Source organism: Streptomyces sp. A01 (assembly GCF_059026195.1).
Window position 1 is genome coordinate 201,224 of sequence record NZ_JBWLKN010000008.1, and the last position, 16,853, is coordinate 218,076.

Annotated in this window: 13 protein-coding genes and 1 pseudogene; 8 read left to right on the forward strand and 6 right to left on the reverse strand. The window is 71.1% G+C overall.

The annotated features are described in order from the left end of the window. Positions 1 to 7 precede the first annotated feature (7 nt). Positions 8 to 1,351, reverse strand: a complete 1,344-nt coding sequence (locus tag AC5P1B_RS13495; RefSeq protein ID WP_493887223.1) for an FAD-dependent oxidoreductase — start codon at positions 1,349 to 1,351, stop codon at positions 8 to 10. Positions 1,352 to 1,564: 213 nt separating this feature from the next. On the opposite strand from AC5P1B_RS13495, the gene AC5P1B_RS13500 reads away from it, so the two are divergent. Continuing rightward, positions 1,565 to 3,817 (forward strand): MMPL family transporter, encoded by a 2,253-nt coding sequence (locus AC5P1B_RS13500; RefSeq protein ID WP_493887224.1) that lies wholly within the window; start codon positions 1,565 to 1,567, stop codon positions 3,815 to 3,817. 326 nt (positions 3,818 to 4,143) lie between these two features. On the opposite strand, the gene AC5P1B_RS13505 is transcribed toward AC5P1B_RS13500, so the two are convergent. From AC5P1B_RS13505 to AC5P1B_RS13515, 3 genes are all read right to left on the reverse strand, one after another. Further along, positions 4,144 to 5,442 carry a S8 family peptidase gene (locus tag AC5P1B_RS13505; protein WP_493887225.1) on the reverse strand — a complete coding sequence of 433 codons (1,299 nt, stop codon included), beginning with the start codon at positions 5,440 to 5,442 and terminating at the stop codon, positions 4,144 to 4,146. A gap of 542 nt (positions 5,443 to 5,984) precedes the next feature. Continuing rightward, positions 5,985 to 6,560 carry a hypothetical protein gene (locus tag AC5P1B_RS13510; RefSeq protein WP_493887226.1) on the reverse strand — a complete coding sequence of 192 codons (576 nt, stop codon included), beginning with the start codon at positions 6,558 to 6,560 and terminating at the stop codon, positions 5,985 to 5,987. After that, the gene (locus AC5P1B_RS13515) at positions 6,547 to 8,118 is read right to left on the reverse strand and encodes a hypothetical protein (RefSeq protein ID WP_493887227.1); all 1,572 of its coding nucleotides are present in this window, start codon (positions 8,116 to 8,118) and stop codon (positions 6,547 to 6,549) included. Before AC5P1B_RS13515 ends, AC5P1B_RS13510 begins: the two co-directional genes overlap by 14 nt. A 328-nt stretch (positions 8,119 to 8,446) precedes the next feature. Here AC5P1B_RS13515 and AC5P1B_RS13520 point away from each other — a divergent pair, with 328 nt between their 5' ends. From AC5P1B_RS13520 to AC5P1B_RS13545, 6 genes and pseudogenes are all read left to right on the forward strand, one after another. Continuing rightward, positions 8,447 to 9,988, forward strand: coding sequence for a substrate-binding domain-containing protein (locus tag AC5P1B_RS13520; protein ID WP_493887228.1), 1,542 nt, complete (start codon positions 8,447 to 8,449; stop codon positions 9,986 to 9,988). A 208-nt stretch (positions 9,989 to 10,196) separates the two neighbouring features. Then, complete coding sequence (locus tag AC5P1B_RS13525; RefSeq protein WP_493887229.1) at positions 10,197 to 11,144, forward strand: hypothetical protein; 948 nt, start codon at positions 10,197 to 10,199, stop codon at positions 11,142 to 11,144. A 42-nt stretch (positions 11,145 to 11,186) separates the two neighbouring features. Continuing rightward, positions 11,187 to 11,381: pseudogene (locus AC5P1B_RS13530) on the forward strand (Ku protein); the annotation flags it as partial. Next, positions 11,362 to 12,306 carry a non-homologous end joining protein Ku gene (gene ku, locus AC5P1B_RS13535; protein ID WP_493887230.1) on the forward strand — a complete coding sequence of 315 codons (945 nt, stop codon included), beginning with the start codon at positions 11,362 to 11,364 and terminating at the stop codon, positions 12,304 to 12,306. The pseudogene AC5P1B_RS13530 and the gene ku, both read left to right, overlap by 20 nt. Positions 12,307 to 12,742: 436 nt before the next feature. Further along, positions 12,743 to 13,198, forward strand: coding sequence for a roadblock/LC7 domain-containing protein (locus AC5P1B_RS13540; RefSeq protein WP_493887232.1), 456 nt, complete (start codon positions 12,743 to 12,745; stop codon positions 13,196 to 13,198). Between the two features lie 148 nt (positions 13,199 to 13,346). Next, positions 13,347 to 13,889: a GNAT family N-acetyltransferase gene (locus AC5P1B_RS13545; RefSeq protein ID WP_493887234.1), complete on the forward strand. Its 543-nt coding sequence runs from the start codon at positions 13,347 to 13,349 to the stop codon at positions 13,887 to 13,889. 261 nt (positions 13,890 to 14,150) lie between these two features. On the opposite strand, the gene AC5P1B_RS13550 is transcribed toward AC5P1B_RS13545, so the two are convergent. Then, positions 14,151 to 14,843 carry an RraA family protein gene (locus AC5P1B_RS13550; protein WP_493887235.1) on the reverse strand — a complete coding sequence of 231 codons (693 nt, stop codon included), beginning with the start codon at positions 14,841 to 14,843 and terminating at the stop codon, positions 14,151 to 14,153. A gap of 291 nt (positions 14,844 to 15,134) precedes the next feature. Next, positions 15,135 to 15,626, reverse strand: a complete 492-nt coding sequence (locus AC5P1B_RS13555; protein WP_493887236.1) for a MarR family winged helix-turn-helix transcriptional regulator — start codon at positions 15,624 to 15,626, stop codon at positions 15,135 to 15,137. Positions 15,627 to 15,687: 61 nt separating this feature from the next. Between AC5P1B_RS13555 and AC5P1B_RS13560 the strand changes: the two genes are divergently transcribed. Next, the gene (locus AC5P1B_RS13560; protein WP_493887237.1) at positions 15,688 to 16,821 is read left to right on the forward strand and encodes a questin oxidase family protein; all 1,134 of its coding nucleotides are present in this window, start codon (positions 15,688 to 15,690) and stop codon (positions 16,819 to 16,821) included. The last annotated feature ends 32 nt before the right edge of the window (positions 16,822 to 16,853 follow it).

Below are 16,853 nucleotides of genomic sequence, written 5' to 3' on the forward strand. Positions count from 1 at the left end.
CCGCGCCTCAGCCGACCGTGAGCAGCTTGTCGGCCGCCCGGATACCGGAGAGCATCGCGGCCTCGGAGATGGGCGAGGCGAAGTAGTCGCCCGCGAAGACGACCGGCGCGTGCTGGAGCCGGATGACACGGGCCGACTTGCGGTAGCGGCCGGGCTCGGGGACCGGCATGGCCAGCGGGCGCTCCGCGATCTCGAACGGCTCCGCTTCGGAGGGGAAGTCCGGCCACAGCTCGGTGACCAGGCGCGAGGTCTCGGCGAACTGCTCCTCGGTGGAGAGCTTGAGCAGCCTGCGAGTCGCTGCCCGGCCCGGGTAGACGAAGGCGAGGTGCTTGTCGACCGGGCGGCCCTTCTCATCACGCACCTGGCGGGGGAACGTGATGATCGTCTTGACCGGCGGGTCCTCGGCGCCCGCGGCGACGATGTGCGCCTCGGACGGCATGCTGCTCAGATCCACCAGGTACGACACCGACAGGGCGGGCTCGTACTTCTGCGTGGCCAGGAAGTCGCGGGTGTCCTCGCCGACGATCTGGCGCGGCAGGGCGGCCGTGAGCTTCGCGGCGGAGGGCGCGGGAGTGGCCACGACGACGTCGTCGTAGACGTCCTCGCTCAGCGTGCCGTCGGCCGCGCGGGCGGTGATACGCACCTGGCCGTCGTTGACCTGGAGGTCGGTGACCTCGTTCTCCAGGCGGATCTCGGCGCCCTCGGCGTTCTTCTCGGCGATGATCTCCATGCCGTTCCTGAACACATAGAACTTGGCGCCCGCCACCTGCGCCTGCATGGCCCGTACGTGGGCGGCGGAGATGTCCTCGCAGCGCCACAGCCAGAACGACTCGATCTCAGGCCGGAGCAGGTTGTCGAAGCCGCGCTGCGACAGGCTCTTGAGCGCGTAGTCCGCCGCGTTGGTTCCGTCGTCGAACTTGGCGAGTTTCAGCGGGTCGAAAATGTCGAGTTCCTTGCGCTTCAGGGTCTCCTTCAGCGTCGCGGTGAGAAACCCGATGCGGTCCGACAGTTTTACGTGGGGGAAAGTGAAGAGGCTCTTCATCGAGTCCGAGAGCAGCTCCGCGGGCTTTCCGTTGTCGACCACGATGACGTTGTTCGACATTTCCGTGAGCTCGCCCTCAAGGCCGTACTCGCGGATGCGCTCGAACATGAGCTTATAGAAGCTCGTGAACCACAGGTTCACACCGACGTCGGGCTCAATCTCCGGACGGTGCCAGGACCGCGCACGACCGCCCAGACCGGCGGTGGTCTCGTAGATGACCACCTCCCGTCCGTTTTTCAACAGCTCCTTGGCAGCCGCGCAGCCAGCCATCCCACCGCCGACGACGGCCGTCCTCTTGGGTTGAGCCATGCGTGTCGCACCTCCACAGAACAGGTTCGGAACCGAGCTCTCGGAAAACGTAAAGTCCGCACTGTGGAGGGAGGAATAGCAGGCAAGGGACAAGAGTTGGTGAGCAGACTCTTGCCATGGCCGACAAACAGCCTTGCTCTCCGGCATGCGATGTAGCGTGACCCTTCCACGCGCAACCCCGCTGAACGCGCCCCGAATGAAGGGTTACGTCAGATGTTTGCCTCCCTGGCCCGGTTCACCTCCGGTCGCAGCCGACTGGTTCTGTATCTCTCAGGAGTCCTCTTCGTCATCGCGGGGGCGCTGGGCGGAGGAGTCATCCCGAAACTGTCGGCCGGCGGGTTCATCGACAGCTCAACGGAGTCGGCCAAGACCGCCGAGGTCATGGACGAGCGGTTCAAGGCGGGCGCCCCCAACCTGACGCTGCTCATCACCGACAAGCGGGGCGTGGACGCCCCCGAGGTCGCCAGGGCGGGCCGGGACATCACCGAACGCCTCGCCCAGGAGGACGGCGTCGAACAGGCCGTCTCGTACTGGTCGCTGGGCAAGGCGGAGTCGCTGCGCGGCGAGGGCGGCGACCGGGCCCTGGTGCTCGCCCGTATCTCCGGCGACGAGGACAAGATCCAGGACCACTTCGACAAGCTGGAATCCCGCTACGACGGTGAGACCGAAGGCGTCGACGTCGAGCTGGGCGGCACCGCCCTCGCGAACAAGGAGATCGTCGAGACCACCGAGAAGGACCTTCTCAAGATCGAGATGGTGACCTTCCCGATTCTCCTGATCGTGATGCTGTTCGTCTTCCGCAGCCTCGTGGCGGCCCTGGTGCCGTTGCTGGTCAGCGGACTGACGATCGTCTCGGTGCTGCTGACGCTGCGTATCCTGACGCTCTTCTCGGACGTCTCCGTACTCGCCACGAACGTCGCGACCGGCCTCGGCCTCGGCCTCGCCATCGACTACAGCCTCATTCTCATCAAGCGGTACCGGGAGGAACTGGCCGCCGGCACCGATACCGACGGCGCCATCGCCATCGCGCTGCGCACGGCGGGCCGCACCGTCGTGTTCTCCGCCGTGACCGTCGCTCTGGCGCTCGCCGCGCTGCTGGTGTTCCCCTTCTACTTCCTGCGCTCCTTCGCCTACGCGGGCATCCCCACCGCGCTGATCGCCGCCGTGGTCTCGGTGACGTTCCTGCCCGCCCTGCTCAAGGCGCTCGGCCCGCGCATCGACAAGGGCAAGATCCTCGGCCGCAAGCAGGCGACGGCACCGAAGCCGATCGGCGAGGGCTTCTGGCACCGCCTGGCCGTCACCGTCATGCGGTTCCCGGTGCCCGTCGCCGCCGCTGTCATCGGCCTGCTGCTCTTCCTCGGCGCGCCGTTCCTCGACCTGAAGATGAGCCTCGCCGACGAGCGCGTGCTCCCGGCCAGTACGCAGTCGCGCGAGGTCGGCGAGATCCTCCGGGAGGACTTCAGCGCGCAGGAGACCCAGGCGCTCAACGTCGTCCTGCAGAACGCGCCCGCCAAGGGCGAGCGGAACATCACCGGCTACGCCGAGCGGCTGTCCAGCCTGCCGAACGTTGCCCGGGTCGACACCGAGAGCGGCACCTTCGCCGGGGGGAAGCAGGTCGCCCCCGCCAGCGCGTCGTCCGCCCGCTTCGGCATCGCCGACGCGACCTACCTCTCCGTCGTCCCCAAGAGCCAGTCGCTGTCCGAGAAGGGACGGGAGCTGGTCAAGGACATCCGGGCCATCGACGCGCCGTACGACGTGGAAGTCGGCGGGCCCGCCGCCGAACTCAAGGACTCCATCGACTCGATGAACGACCGGCTGCCACTGGCGCTCGCGGTCATCGCGATCAGCTCGTTCATCGTGCTGTTCCTGTTCACCGGAAGCCTGCTGCTGCCGCTGAAGGCCCTCGTCCTGAACTGCCTCAGCCTCAGCGCCACGCTGGGCGTCCTGGTGTGGGGCTTCCAGGACGGCCACCTTGAGGGGCTGGTCGGCGACTTCGTCGTCACGGACTCCATCACGTGGACCGTCCCCGTGCTGCTCTTCTGCATCGCCTTCGGCCTGTCGATGGACTACGAGGTCTTCCTGCTGTCCCGTATCAAGGAGGAACACGACCTCACGGGAGACAACACGCAGGCGGTGGCCCGGGGCCTGGAGCGCACCGGCTCGACGGTCACGGCCGCCGCGCTGCTGATCGCGATCGTCTTCCTCGGTTTCATCATCTCCGGCATCGTCTATCTCAAGGCGATCGGCGTGGGGCTGGCGATCGCCGTGGTGATGGACGCCACGCTGGTCCGCGGCGCCCTCGTGCCCGCCTTCATGCGGCTCGCGGGCCGCGCCAACTGGTGGGCGCCGGGGCCCCTGCGCGCGCTGCACGCCAAGATCGGCCTGCACGAGGGCGAGAGCAGGCTGGGCCACGCCGGTGGCGGCTCGCCGGGCGACCGCGAGCGGGCCGCTGCCGACAAGGAGTAGGCCGTGTCCGGCGGGTCATGTCAGGGAGAGGGTGCCCCTGACCGTGTGTCGCGGACCGCGGGTGCGTCGTGGCTGGTCGCGCGGTTCCCCGCGCCGACAGCTCGCCCCTTCGCTGTGCCAGGCTGCTCCTCTGGGCCTGGCGGCCTGAGGAGGCTCCTTGCGCAGCCGATGCCGGGCACGCGTGAACCGCCGGACACCCGCTAGCCACAAGACGGCCCAGCGGGGGCGCGGAAGGGCGATCAGCCCTCCCGCGCCCGCGCGCGTACGTGCCACCGGCCGCCCTCGCGCGCGCCGCGCGTGCGCGTGCCCGCCCGAGGCGGCGCCGACTAGGCGCCCGGTCGCGCGCCGGTCCGTGCGGGCTCCGCGCCACCGGTGTACAGCAGCCGGTTGGGCGAGCCCCTGCCGATGTCGGTCAGCGCGCCCTTCGTCGCCGTGGACACGATGAGCTTCTTGGCCTCCGCCATCGTCAGGTGCGGATTCCGCTGGAGGGCGAGGGCGATGGTGCCCGTCGCCAGTGGCGCGGCGAAGGACGTGCCGTTCCAGTCCTTGAGGACGTGCGTGTCGCTGTCCTTGCCCGCGCCGCGCACCCCGGCGCCCGGCGCGAACGCCGTCAGGCACGCGCCGTAGCTGGACGGGTTGTGTCCGGTGTTGCGGGCGTCGGTCCTGGTCGAGGCGCCCATGGTGATGGCCCGCGGGTCCTTGGGGGAGTTCTCGCAGTCGCCCTTGCCGAAGTTGCCCGCGATGAAGACGACGATCAGCCCCCGGTCGATCATCTTCTTGGCGGCGTCGTCCATGGCGTGATCGGTGACACCGTCGGCGCTCTGGATGCTCATGTTCACCACGGACGACTTGGGCGCGTTCTTCGCCGTCCAGTTCATGCCGTCCAGGATCTCCTCGGTGGTCGCGCTGTTGTCGCAGCGCAGAATGCGCACCGCACGCAGCTTCGCCTTCTTCGCCACCCCGAAGGTCTTCCCCGCGATATGGCTGGCGACGAACGTGCCGTGGTTGGCGCAGTCGTTGGTGCCCTTGCCGTCGTCGATGGAGGAGTACACCCCGGACGCGCGCCCTTGGAACTCCTTGTGGCTCGCGCGGATACCCGAGTCCAGCACGTAGACGTTCACGCCCGACCCGTCCGCCGCGTACTCGTACGTGGTGTCCAGCGGCAGTTGGCGCTGGTCGATCCGGTCCAGATGCCACGGCGCGCGGGACTGCGCCCCCTGCGCGGATACCGGGGCGGCCGCGGGGCCTTCCTGGCGGTGCACCCGGACAGGCTGTACGTAGTCCACCGCCGGGTCACGGCGGACGTCCGCCAGCGCCGCCTCGGGGAGATCGGCCGAGAAGCCGCGCAGCGCGGCGGTGTACTCCTCGCGTACGGTGCCGCCCGCGGTCCGCGCGGTGGCGAGCGGGCCCGCCAGCGCCTTCCGCACGGACGAGGGCATGCCGTCCATGCCCGGCTCTTTGAGGACGACGATGTAGCGGCCGTCGACGGTGTCGGCGCCGACACCGCGCAGCGGGGCCACGCGGTCGGCGGCGTCGGGTGACGCGCTCGCCGAGTAGGCCAGGACGGTGCCGCCGGTGGCGACCAGAGCAAGGGCCAGGGCGCTGGCCAGGGTTGTTCTCGCCATGGGGTTCTGTCTCCTGTGAGGGGTCGGCCTGGCAGGCTGTGACGACGCTGATCATGTCGCGGGCGGGTGTTCCGGGCCGCCGCGTCGGCCGCGGTGCGCGCGGACACGGCCGGTGCCCACCAGGGGGCACCCGGCAGCCGGGGTTCCGGCAGGTGCTGTCAATCGGGCCCGGAATCTTTCTACGGTGGGTGCACGACGTCAGGGGGTGGAAGCGGAGTCGGCAGCGCTGGCCGCATGGGGTGCGACGGCGCTGATGGGGCTGATGGTGTCTGACTCGTGGCCAGAGGACAAGGAGCGGCTGGTGGCATTGTTCAGCCGCCACCGCCCGGAGCGGGCCACGGTAGTGGCCGTCGGCTGCTCAGCGACCGGACGGCGGGCGGCTCACCGGCCGCGCCGGACATCGCCGCACCGGACATCGCCGCTGCGGACATGGAGGAGAGCTGGCGGGCCCGGCTGGAGCTGCTGCTGCGGGAGGACTCCGGGGCGGCCGATCGCCTCCGCGCGCTGCGGCAAGCGCCCCCGCCAGCCCCGCCGTTCACCGCTCACGGGCCCGTGCACAACAATGTCAGCGGCGGAGACGTGCGCGGGCCCGTCTCACCGGAGTCCCCGGCATCGGGGCGACGGCCGCCGCCCGCCAGTGGCTGCGCAGGCACGACGACGACTTCCGCGGCGCCCAACTGCACGCCGTACTCGGCCGCGACAGCTCGGGCCGCCCCGCGGACCCGGTGGCCGTCCTCGAACACTGGCTGGGCATCCTCGGCGCGCCGAAGGACGACCGCCCCGGTGACCCGGCCGGGCTGGCCTCCTTCTTCCGGTCCTGGACCAGCAGCGGCCCCATCGTCGTGCACATCGACAACGCGGTCACGGCGAGCCAGGTCACCCCGCTGCTCCCCGGCTCCCAGGAGAGCGTCGTCCTGACCACCAGTCACATCCGGCTGCCCGGCCTGGTCAGCCACTGCGATGTCCAGACCCTGCCCGTCGAACCGCTGGACGACCGGCACAGCGACGACTTGCTGCGACGGGTCGGAGCCCTCGCCGAAGAGACCCGCACCGCCCGGAAGCCCGTGGTCCGCGCCTGCGGCGGCATCCCGCTCGCCGTACGGGTCATCGGGGCCCACCTGGCGACGATGGGCCCCGCCGAGCTGGCCGGGATAGCGGGCCAGTTCGAAGACCGGGCGACCAGGCTGGAGGCGATGACCATGATGGATGAGGGGTTCTTCTCCGGCACGCTCGACGTGGCGTACGACTATCCGGTTCGTCGGCGTCAGCGGCGAGATGCGCCGACGCGATCCACTCCCCGGGCGCGGTGGGCTGCCGACGCGCGGGATACCGGCGCACCGTGGCCAGCCCGTCCGCTTCCCCGTCGGCCGGGCGGCAGGACACCGACACATGCATGGGCCGCAGCCCCGGCGGCTGCCTCGGCGGCGAGACAGGGCCGGGGACCGGTACCAGCGGTGTCGTCGCGGGCGCCGGTGGCTCCGGCAGCCGCAGCCACACGTAGAACAGACCGCGCAACAACGCCGCCGACTCACCGGGCCGCGAGGTCACCATCTCGCTCAGCACCGTCATCTCGGGGTCTTGCCGCTGATACGCGGCCGCCGCCGTCAGCTGACCGGGCAGGGGAGCGCCGGGACGCAGCCGGGGGAGCAGTTTGCCCAGCCGTTCCATCGGCGAGCCCGGCGCGACCGTGTCGGTGCCGAACGAGCCCAGCACCGTGGGGACCTTCAGGGCCGTCCCGTACAGCGTCGGTGACCCGTGATCACCGATCAGATAATCGGCCGCCAGCAGGGCCGCTTTCCAGGTCTCGGTATCGGGGACGGGGAGCAGCAGGCCGTCTTCGGTGAGCGGCGCCAGCCAGTTCTGTGTCTGCCAGGAACTGTGCCCGTACCAGGCATTGGGGTGGATCGCGGCCAGCGTGCGGAATTCGTCGGCCAGCGATTCGGCGAGCACCCGCCGCATGATGTCGGTGTCCGTCGCGCCGAGCACGGACTCGCCGCCCCATGTCGAGGACACGACGACCAGCCGCTGATGCGGCATGACCCCCAGCGCCCGCCGGTAGGACTCACGGTAGGGCGCACTGGCCCGAAGTCGGTCGGCACACAGATCCCCGGCCACCACGCTCACCGGCACCGCCTCCGGACAGCTGTGCCGCAGGCGTTCGAGCTGCTCGTCGTGGGACAGCACCACCACCGAGGGCACGACACGCCCGTCGCGCACCAGCCACTCCGCCGTCAGCCCGAAAGCGCTGGGCTCCGGCTCGGCTCGGCTCGGCTCGGCTCGGCTCGGCTCGGCTCGGCTCGGCTCGGCAAGCCTCTTATTGTATCCGGCGCCGTGCGGTGCGCCAATCAGCGGACTGCCGAGCTCATGCAGATCCCCGCCGCGGCTGGTCGCGATCGCGAGGTCGAATCCATGGGCTTTGGCGGCTTCCCAGGGAATATGCAACAGCCCGCGCTCGGCGAAGAATTCGGGGATTCCCTCCGGGAATGCCGACGATCCCGTACAGGTGAAGACGGTCTGAACGCGGCGGTCGCCCTCGAAAACGGTGAGCAGGTCCAGCAGGCGGGTAGCCGAGGTGATGTTGTGCACGACTCCGAGCACCGTGCGCTGGGCGGCGACGGTCGGCCAGGGCGAGCTCCGGCCGGAGACAGCCGCCGGAATCGCCCGTGAGTCGCGCACGCCGTGGTCCTTCCCGCTTGTTCGGTGCCGGCCGCTGCTGGTTTCGCGTACCTCGGGCAGCCGACAACTCCCGCCGCTGTCTGCCCGACCGGCAGGTTCGCCAACAGGCCGCCCCCGCGCCGGGCGGCCCCTTCGCCGCACGCCGCCCCCAGCGCCCCGCTCGGTCCTCGCGGGCCAAGGCGCCCCCGGCGGACGGCGGAGGCGAACCCCGGGCCAACATCTGACGTCCGGACCGTGGAACAGCGTCCCCCACAGCCCCCGGCGTGGCCTCATACGGAGACCGGGCTCTCACAGCGGTCCGGGTGGTACGCACGGGGGCGAGGGACACGTGGACTGGCTGAGCGCTGACAGCGTCGTGGCGGTACTCACCGCGCTGCTCGGTCTCGCGGTATCCGTCGGTGTGGTCTGGTACGAGCGCCGGGTCCCGCGCCGAAAACGCATCGGATACCGCGTGCAGATGGACACACCCATCGGCAGCGACGACGGCAACGGGTACGGCCAGCCGAATGTACGGCTGGGGTTGTTCAACGACCTCCCCGACATGTCCGACGCGACGCTTGTGCTGCTCCGTATCGAAAACGACGGGGCGGACAGCATCGCCGACACCGACTACACCGACCGCGACCCCTTCCGTGGTCTGACGGTCGCCTTCACCGACCGGGTGGTCAGGGGTATCGCCGTCACGCATTCCGACGCCGAGCACCTGATGGACCATTTCGTCCCGGCCGGGGGCCTGGGCGGGCTACAGCACAACGACCACACGATCCGCCTTCCGCGCGTCTCACTGAACCGGGGCCAGCACTACAAGCTGCTGGTGCTGCTCAAGGGCGGCCGGGTCGGCTGTGACATCCGGGTCACGGGCGGCATCAGGGACGGCGCGGTCGCACCCAACCGGAGCACGACCGTCGACGACAAGCCGCCGCTGTTCAGCAAGCCCGCCCGGCTGATCACCATGCTGCTCACCCTGTGCGTCATCACCCTGGCGGGCATGATCGTCGTACGCGAGGACACGCCGCCCCCCATCGGCTGCGCCACCGGAAAGCTCACCCTGACCGGTTCCACGGCCTTCCAGCCCGTCATGGTCGAGCTCGCCAAGCGGTATGAGTCCGACTGCCCGGACGCGGACATCGTCGTGGACCCGCACGGCAGCGACGAGGGCGTGCGGGAACTGGCGGAAGCGGGCGCGGACGCCAGCGGGAAGCCCCCTGCGCTGATCGCCCTGTCCGACGGCCCCAAGCCGAAGGGGCGTCCGCGGCTGACCGGAGAGACGGTCGCCGTGTCCACGTTCGCGCTCGTGGTGAACGACAAGGTCGGCATCGATGACCTGACGACGGACCAGATACGCGGCATCTATCGCGGAGACATCACCAACTGGAAGGCGCTCGGCGGCCCTGACCTGCCCATCCTGCTCGTCAGCCGGGACGCCGACTCCGGCACGCGCGAACTCTTCCGGCGGCGGGTCCTCGGCGGCGACGGAGAGCCCGGGTTCACCTCGCGCAACTGCGAGGACAGGAACTCGGCGCGGGACAAGGTCACCAGATGCGAACTGGGCAGCACCGAGCAGGTCCTGCGCACCGTGGCCGGGCTGCCAGGCGCTGTCGGCTACAGCGAGCTGCGCGCGGCCACCACGTCCAAGGGCCTGCACACGGTCCGCCTCAACGGCCGGGCGCCATCCGTCGAGGCCATCGGCGACAGCACGTACCCGTTCACCGAGATCGAGTACGCCTACTCCTACGGCCGCCCGCCCACCGGCTCCCTCGCCTCCAGTTTCCTGACGTACATGACCAGGGGAAGCGGCCAGGACGTGCTGGAAGCCCATGGCCACCTGCCGTGCTACACCCCCGAGGGCCTGGAACGCTGCCGGAAGTGACCGCCGGGCGGGCCCGGAGCGGGTCCGCGGCCCCCGCCCGATCTCAGCGGCCTGTGCTGAACAGCGGCGGGCCCGTACGAGCCCGCCGCTGAGCGACGCGACGTGCCCGCGTGGGCGGAGGGCGGCGCATGTGGGGGACCACGGGACCGCACAAACGGGTAAAAGGTGGGAAAATCGACGCGGTCGGTGGGTGTCGAGGGGAAGGTCCGTGGATCTGGAGACGGTGGCCGGGGAACTGTACGGGCTGCGGCCGGAGGACTTCACCGCGGCCCGCGACGAGCGGGTCGCGGAGGCACGCAAGGCCGGAGACCGGCAGCTCGCCGACCAGCTGCGCGCCCTGCGCCGCCCGACCCTGTCGGCCTGGGTGAGCAACCTCCTCGTCCGCGAGCAGCCCCAGGAGGTCGAGCCGCTGGTGGACCTAGGGGAAAGCCTGCGCCAGGCGCACCGGGACCTGGACGGGCAGCAGCTGCGCGACCTCACCCGGCAGCAGCGGACCCTGGTCGGCGCCCTGTCCCGGCAGGCGAGGCAGCTGGCCGCTGACGCCGGTCACCCGGTCGGCGAGGGCGTGCGGCGGGAGGTCGCCGAGACCCTGCACGCGGTGCTGGCGGACCCCAGGGCGGCGCGAGAGTGGGCGGCGGGACGACTGGCCAAGCCGCTGAGCGCACCGACCGGATTCACCCCGGCGCCCTCAGGCGACGACTCGCCGGGCCCGCCGTCCGCCCGGTCCACCGGCAAGACGGCCGAGCGGAAGACGTCCCAGCGGAAGACGGCGAGCCGGGAGCCCGGCGGCGCGTCGCTCGTGGATCTGGACCAGGCCCGTCAACGGCGGCGGGAGCGGGAACGGCGCGACGAACTCGCTCACGCCCGGCGCGAAGCGCGGGAAGCCGAGCGTGCGGCTCGTGCCCGCGAGGAGGAGGTGGAGGAGCGCGCACGGCAGCTGGAGGAGGCCGAGAGCCGCCTCGGGCAGGACCGCGAACGGGCGGCAGACCTGGCCAGGCAGCTCAAGGAGGCCGAAGAGCGGCAGTGTGCCACTGAGGTCGGCGTCCATCAGGAGCAGGACCGGCTGCGGACCGCGGAGCGCGCCGCGCGGCAGGCCAGGCAGCGCGCGGACACGGCGGCGTCACGCGCGGAAGAGCTGGCGACCGGCGACAGATGACCGGCGCGAGGACGACGGCCCTGAGAGCGAGGTGAGTGGGTGATGGCACGGCCGATCTGGTCGGGCGTCCTCACGTTCGGCCTGGTGACGGTGCCCGTGAGACTGTTCACGGCCACCGAGGACCACACGGTCCACTTCCACCAGTTGCAGCGTGGCACCAGCGACCGTATCCGCTACAGACGGGTCAACGAACGCACGGGAAAAGAAGTCGACACCAGTGACATCGTCAAGGGCTACGACCTGGGCGGGGGAGAGTACGTCGTCGTGGAGCCCGCGGAGCTCGACGAGGTCGCCCCCCGGCAAGTCGCAGATCATCGACATCAACGGCTTTGTCGAACTGGACCAGATCGAACCCGTCTTCTTCGACCGCACCTATTACCTGGGCCCCAAGGGCAAGGAGTACCAGAAGGTCTACGCGCTGCTGCACGCCGCGCTGGCGGAGTCGGGCAAGGCGGGCATCGCCACCTTCACCATGCGCGGCAAGCAGTATCTGACGGCGCTGCGGGCGCAGGAGGAGGTCCTGGTGCTCCACACCATGCACTACGTGGACGAGGTCCGGGACCCCCGGCAGGAGATGGAGGTGGCGCCGGAGCACGTCAGCGCCACGAAGCGGGAGCTGGCCGCCGCCCGGCAGTTGATCGACGCCCTCAGCATCGACTGGCGGCCCGAGGACTATCACGACACCTACGAGGAACGCGTCCGCGAGCTGGTCGACGCCAAACAGCGGGGCGAGGAGATCGTGAGCGAGGCCGGACCGCCGGACGCGACCAACGTGGTCGACCTGATGGACGTCCTCAAGCGCAGCGTCTCCGAGGCCCGTACGCAGGACACGCGACAGGACACGCGGGCGGGGGAGCCGCGGCGGCTCTCCGAGGCACGCGGCAGCCGCTCGGGCGGCAAGAGCGGCAAGAGCGGCAAGAGCGATCAAAGCCGTCAGCGCGGTAAGAGCCGCGGCGGCGAGCCGGAGAGCGGAGCAGGAAAGAGGAAAGGCGAACGCCCCAGCGGGAAAGGGAAGGGCGAGGACCTGGAAGCGCTCAGCAAGAAGGACCTCTACCAGCGAGCGACGGACCAGGATGTCCCCGGCCGTTCGAAGATGAGCCGCGAGGAACTGGTGCGGGCCCTCACCAGCGGCGCGGACGGCGGACAGCGGGCGGCGTCGTAACCGCCGCGTCGCGGCGCCTAAGGGTGTCCGGCGGATCACACGCGCCCGGCATCGGGGTCGCGCATGGGGCCTCGCAGGCCGCCAGCCCCAGGGGAAGCACGCTCCGGCACAGCCAAGGGGCGTGCCCCGTCAGGGGCGCGGGGAACTGTGCGACCAGCCACGACGCAGCCGCGGTCCGCGATGCGCAGACTGTGCCTCCCGTCCCCAGCACGATCCGCCGGACACGGGCTGAGCGGCCGCCCGGCCGACCGGCGCTCCAGGACCTGAGCCCGCCCTGCGCAGGAAGGGAAGGGAGCGCGACGGCCGGGCTCCGCGAGAGCCGCCCCCGTCCCCGGCCCGCCCGTCACCGCGGCGCGGAACAGCTACGATCCGGACTACCAGAGTCGGGATGTGGCTCGCTGTCCGACGTATCACTGCCCGCTCAGGAGGTTGCGCCATGTCCATGGCCGGACCCAGCTCAGAGGAATCCGCGCTCGCTTCGCAGAACGCCCTGGCGCGGCTGCGGGCGGATGCCCGCGCCAAGGCCGTCTACCTGTTCGGCAAGGACGGTCAGCAGCTCGCCTCGGCGCGCGAGGACGGCCAGGCTGACACCGCATCGCTCACCGACCTGACGGCGGGCAGCGCCGCGGCCGCGGACGGTCTGGCGAAGCTGCTCGCGGAGGGGGAGTTCTCGGCGCCCCGCCCCGGGGAGGGGCAGGAGCAGCTGCACATGACGGTCGTGGCCCAGCGCGCGATCCTCGCCGTCATCGTCGATGAGCGGTCCTCCCTTGTCCTGGTCCGCCTCAAGATCAGGCGTATGCGCGGTGCCGTCGAGCAGTCGCTGGGCACGGGGGCGGAGAGCGGTCCGCCCCAGCTGACCGGCGATGACATGGCCAGGTTCATCGGCCGGTGAGTGACTTCCGCCCTCGTGGGTGCCCAGGGGCCCGGGGGCACTCCGGCCGTCCGTGGCCGCGAGGCGGCACCGTGCCGGGTTATCCGCATGCGGTCCGGCCGTCGCGCGTGATAATCCGCTCTGCATGGAGATGCGTAGGGAGACACGTGTGACCGCGCGCCTTGAGCTGCGTCCGATGAGCGTCGACGAGGCCCGGCGGGTCGTTGCGAGGGAACCGGCGGACGGCTCCCGGTGGGCGCCCGGTTACCCCACTGACGGTGATGTGGAATCGGCCGCGGACTTCCTGAACCACTGCGCGGCCACCGGCAACCCGCAGCCGTTCGGGGACTACGAGATCCGCCGGCGGGAAGACGGGCTGGTCATCGGCAGCCTGGGTTTCAACAGGCCACCGGACGAGGACCGCAGCGTCACGATCGGCTATGGCCTGATCCCGTCCGTACGCGGCATGGGATACGCCTCGGAAGCCCTCCGTGAACTGCTTCTGCTCGCGCGGGCGCACGGCATCGCCTGCGTGAAGGGCGACGCCGACCACGACAACATCGCCTCACAACGGGTCATGACAGCGGTCGGCATGCGGCTGGTCGCGGAGGACGACCGGGTGAAGTACTACGCGACCGCCTGGGCCGACACGACGACGGCGGCTTCAGGGGCACCCGCCTCCGACGAGGCAGGCGCCCCCGCCGCGCGGTGAGACAACCGGCGGCGGTACGGCAGCGGTCCGACAGGACGTCAGGCGGCCAGCGCCGTACGTTCGGGCACCCGGCCGCACGCCAGACGCTCGGCAGCACATCAGGCGCACGGCGGCACGCCAGGCGACCGCCGGCACATCAGGCGACCGGCGGCACGTCACGACGTAACTGTGCCGCCGTGTTGCCGTGTCGCGGTGCCGCCGTCTCGCCGTGGCGCGTGACCGGGGTCGGCGGGCCCCGCGGCGCCGGACCGACTCTCCGCCCTACTCCTCGATGGCTCCGCCGATTCGCCGCAGATGCTGCCGGAAGGTGTACGACGGGTCGGCGGCGCGCCGTGCCAGGTAGTCGTCGAAGGCGGTCTGCCGGCGCAGTGTCTCGCCCGCGCGGATCTTGCGGGCCTGTTCGCGTTCGGTCTGCCAGATCTGGTGCGCCGTCGTCAGCACGTCCTCGGCGTGCTCGGCGGCGACGAACAGCACGCCGTCCGCGTCGCCGAAGACCATGTCATCGCCGCTCACCAGATGCGACCCGAACCGCGCGGTGGCCAGCGCCTCGGGTTCCCGCTCGTCGAGCCGCACCGGGCCGGGCGGGCAGCTGCCGTAACTGAACACGGGAAGGCCGATCTCCGTCAGTTCCGGTGTGTCCCGGTGCAGCCCCCAGATCACCAGGCCCGCCACCCTCGCCGCCTGGGCTTCCAGTACCGCCAGGTCGCCGACGCACGCCTCGTCCGTCCGCCCGCCGTTGTCGATGACGAGCACGTCGCCCTCCGCTGCCGCGCTGAACGCCTCCAAGAAGACGTCCACGCTGCCGTAGTGCCGCACGGGCAGCGCTCGTCCCGCTACCCGGTGTCCGGGGGCGAGGGCGCCGATGCCGGGCGGCGCGGCGCGTAGCGGCACGTCACAGCGGACACAGGCGTCGGCCACCAGCGGCGTGGACAGGTCGGCGAATGCCTTCAGCACGGCGGTTCTCCCTGGCTCGGCTCCGCGCACCGCGGCGGTGCGCGGACGCGGCGGGCGATGCCGCGACGCTGCCGACGGCACCCCCCGCAGAGGCTGCGTCTCAGACCTCCGGTGAATCACGACAGCCGCTTCGGGGACAGGAGTTATTCCCCCGCGAGCCGCCGGCGGGCTCTCCTCGTCGGCCTTCGCCGGGCCCTTGTCGGCCCTCGCCGGCTTTCGGCCGCGTCGCGCCACCGTGGAGGCGAGCGGACCAGCATCGGGGTTCCAGCGCCGTGCCCCTGGGCTCCGCCCCTAGCTCTGCACCTCGCGGACCCAGCCCGTGAGCCCCGCCAGAAATCCCGCACGCTCGCCGGGCGTCAGACCGTCCAAGGCGCGCAGCAGCGGCTCGGTCCGCCGGGCTATGAAGATTTCGAGCGAGGGGCGGTACTCCTCGGCCAGTGACACCAGGACGCGGCGGCGGTTCGCCAGGTCCTCGGCGCGCACCACGATCCCGGCCCGGCTCAGGCCGCCGACCAGCTCGCTGGCGGTGGGCACCGACACATGAAGCCGCCGGGCGATCTCACTGACGGTCAGCGGCTCCCCGGCCAGCAGCTGCGGCAGCACGGCGCCGTGGCGCGGCGTCAGCCCGCTGGTGTCCATCGCGTCGCGCAACGGGTTGGGCATGAGATCCCGCACCACCGACCCACGGAAGAACGGCTCCAGCAGCGGTACGAGACCGACGACTTTGACCTCGTCGGGGGTGGGCAGCCGGGGCGCCTTCCCGGGCTTGTGCGTGTGCGGCATACTGCGAGTGTAATGGTTTGGATTTCCAAACCGTTCGGATATCCGAAAGGTGTGACTCCGCATGCCGTCGATCAGCTACAGCGATGCGCTCAACGACGCCCTGGAACGGATGGACGATCTCGGGTACGAGCGCGGGGAGGGGGTGGACCTTGCCAATCACGGCCCGATGGGCGCCGAGGCGCTTGCCCTGCTCGGGCACGAGGACGAGGTCGCCCGCTGGGTGCGGCGCTACCGCCGCGCGATGGAACACCATGAGCCGCCCGCCGCGCGTTTCCCTCTCGACCCCGCGGACGAGTCCTCCTGGCGCCCCGCCCTCGGCGCCTTCGACCGGGCCGGGGACTGGGAGAGCCTGTTCGTCCGCGAACTCGCCGAGGCGCACTGGCGCGATGTCCTCGCCCGCTGGTGGCCGCGCCTGATTCCGGGGCTGTTCGCCGGGCTGACCCACGGCCTCATCCGCACCGCGCACGCGGTGCGCGGCCTGTACGCCGCGGCCGACAAGCCGACGCGCCTCCAGCTGCACGAGCTGGCACGCGGCCTCGCGTACTGGGCCGCCCGCTACACCGAGCTCCCCGGCCACCCCCGCCTGAGCGGCCGCTACGAGCTGCCGGTCGCGGTCGCCGAGCTCCCCCGGGTGCCGCAGGACGGTCCCAGGGGCCCGAGCGCCGCCCGCCTCCGCCTGGACACCCTCACGGACCTGCCCGGGTACAACGACGCCCTGGAGTGGCTGGCCCCGGAGCAGGCACCCCGGCTGCTGAGCGAGATGACGCTGCAGTTCGCCGATGTCTACCTCGGCCACCCCGAGGTGTTCCCCGTCCCGCTCATCCACGGCGTCACCGCGCCCGCCGCCGTACGCATCGTGCTCCCGCATCTGCCGTACGAGCAGCACGAACCGACGCTGGCCCGGCTGTGGCAGATGCACACGGCGTTCCTGCTCGCCTTCACCTCCGACCGGCGCGAGGAGGGCACGACGGCCTGGCGGTCGCACATCCCGGAGCTGCCCTCGGTGGAGGAACTGGGTGCGCGAGCCGCCGAGCACGGTGACGAGCACGTCATCAAGTTCACCGAGGCATGCCTGCGCGAGTACGCCCTGCGGCCCGATCCGCGCTACCCGGCCGCCGCGTTCACCGCGCTGCGCCGCATCACCCCCCTGGACGACGGCGGCGCCGTCAGCCGCCTCAAGGCCGACTCGGTCTAGGGCGCGGACTCCAGGCCCCCGGGCGAGCGGAG

Bases quoted from the DNA above. Each gene is read 5' to 3' on its own strand.
- AC5P1B_RS13495 (WP_493887223.1), bottom strand. From the start codon at position 1,351: ATGGCTCAACCCAAGAGGACGGCCGTCGTCGGCGGTGGGATGGCTGGC.
- AC5P1B_RS13500 (WP_493887224.1), top strand. From the start codon at position 1,565: ATGTTTGCCTCCCTGGCCCGGTTCACCTCCGGTCGCAGCCGACTGGTT.
- AC5P1B_RS13505 (WP_493887225.1), bottom strand. From the start codon at position 5,442: ATGGCGAGAACAACCCTGGCCAGCGCCCTGGCCCTTGCTCTGGTCGCC.
- AC5P1B_RS13540 (WP_493887232.1), top strand. From the start codon at position 12,743: ATGTCCATGGCCGGACCCAGCTCAGAGGAATCCGCGCTCGCTTCGCAG.
- AC5P1B_RS13555 (WP_493887236.1), bottom strand. From the start codon at position 15,626: ATGCCGCACACGCACAAGCCCGGGAAGGCGCCCCGGCTGCCCACCCCC.
- AC5P1B_RS13560 (WP_493887237.1), top strand. From the start codon at position 15,688: ATGCCGTCGATCAGCTACAGCGATGCGCTCAACGACGCCCTGGAACGG.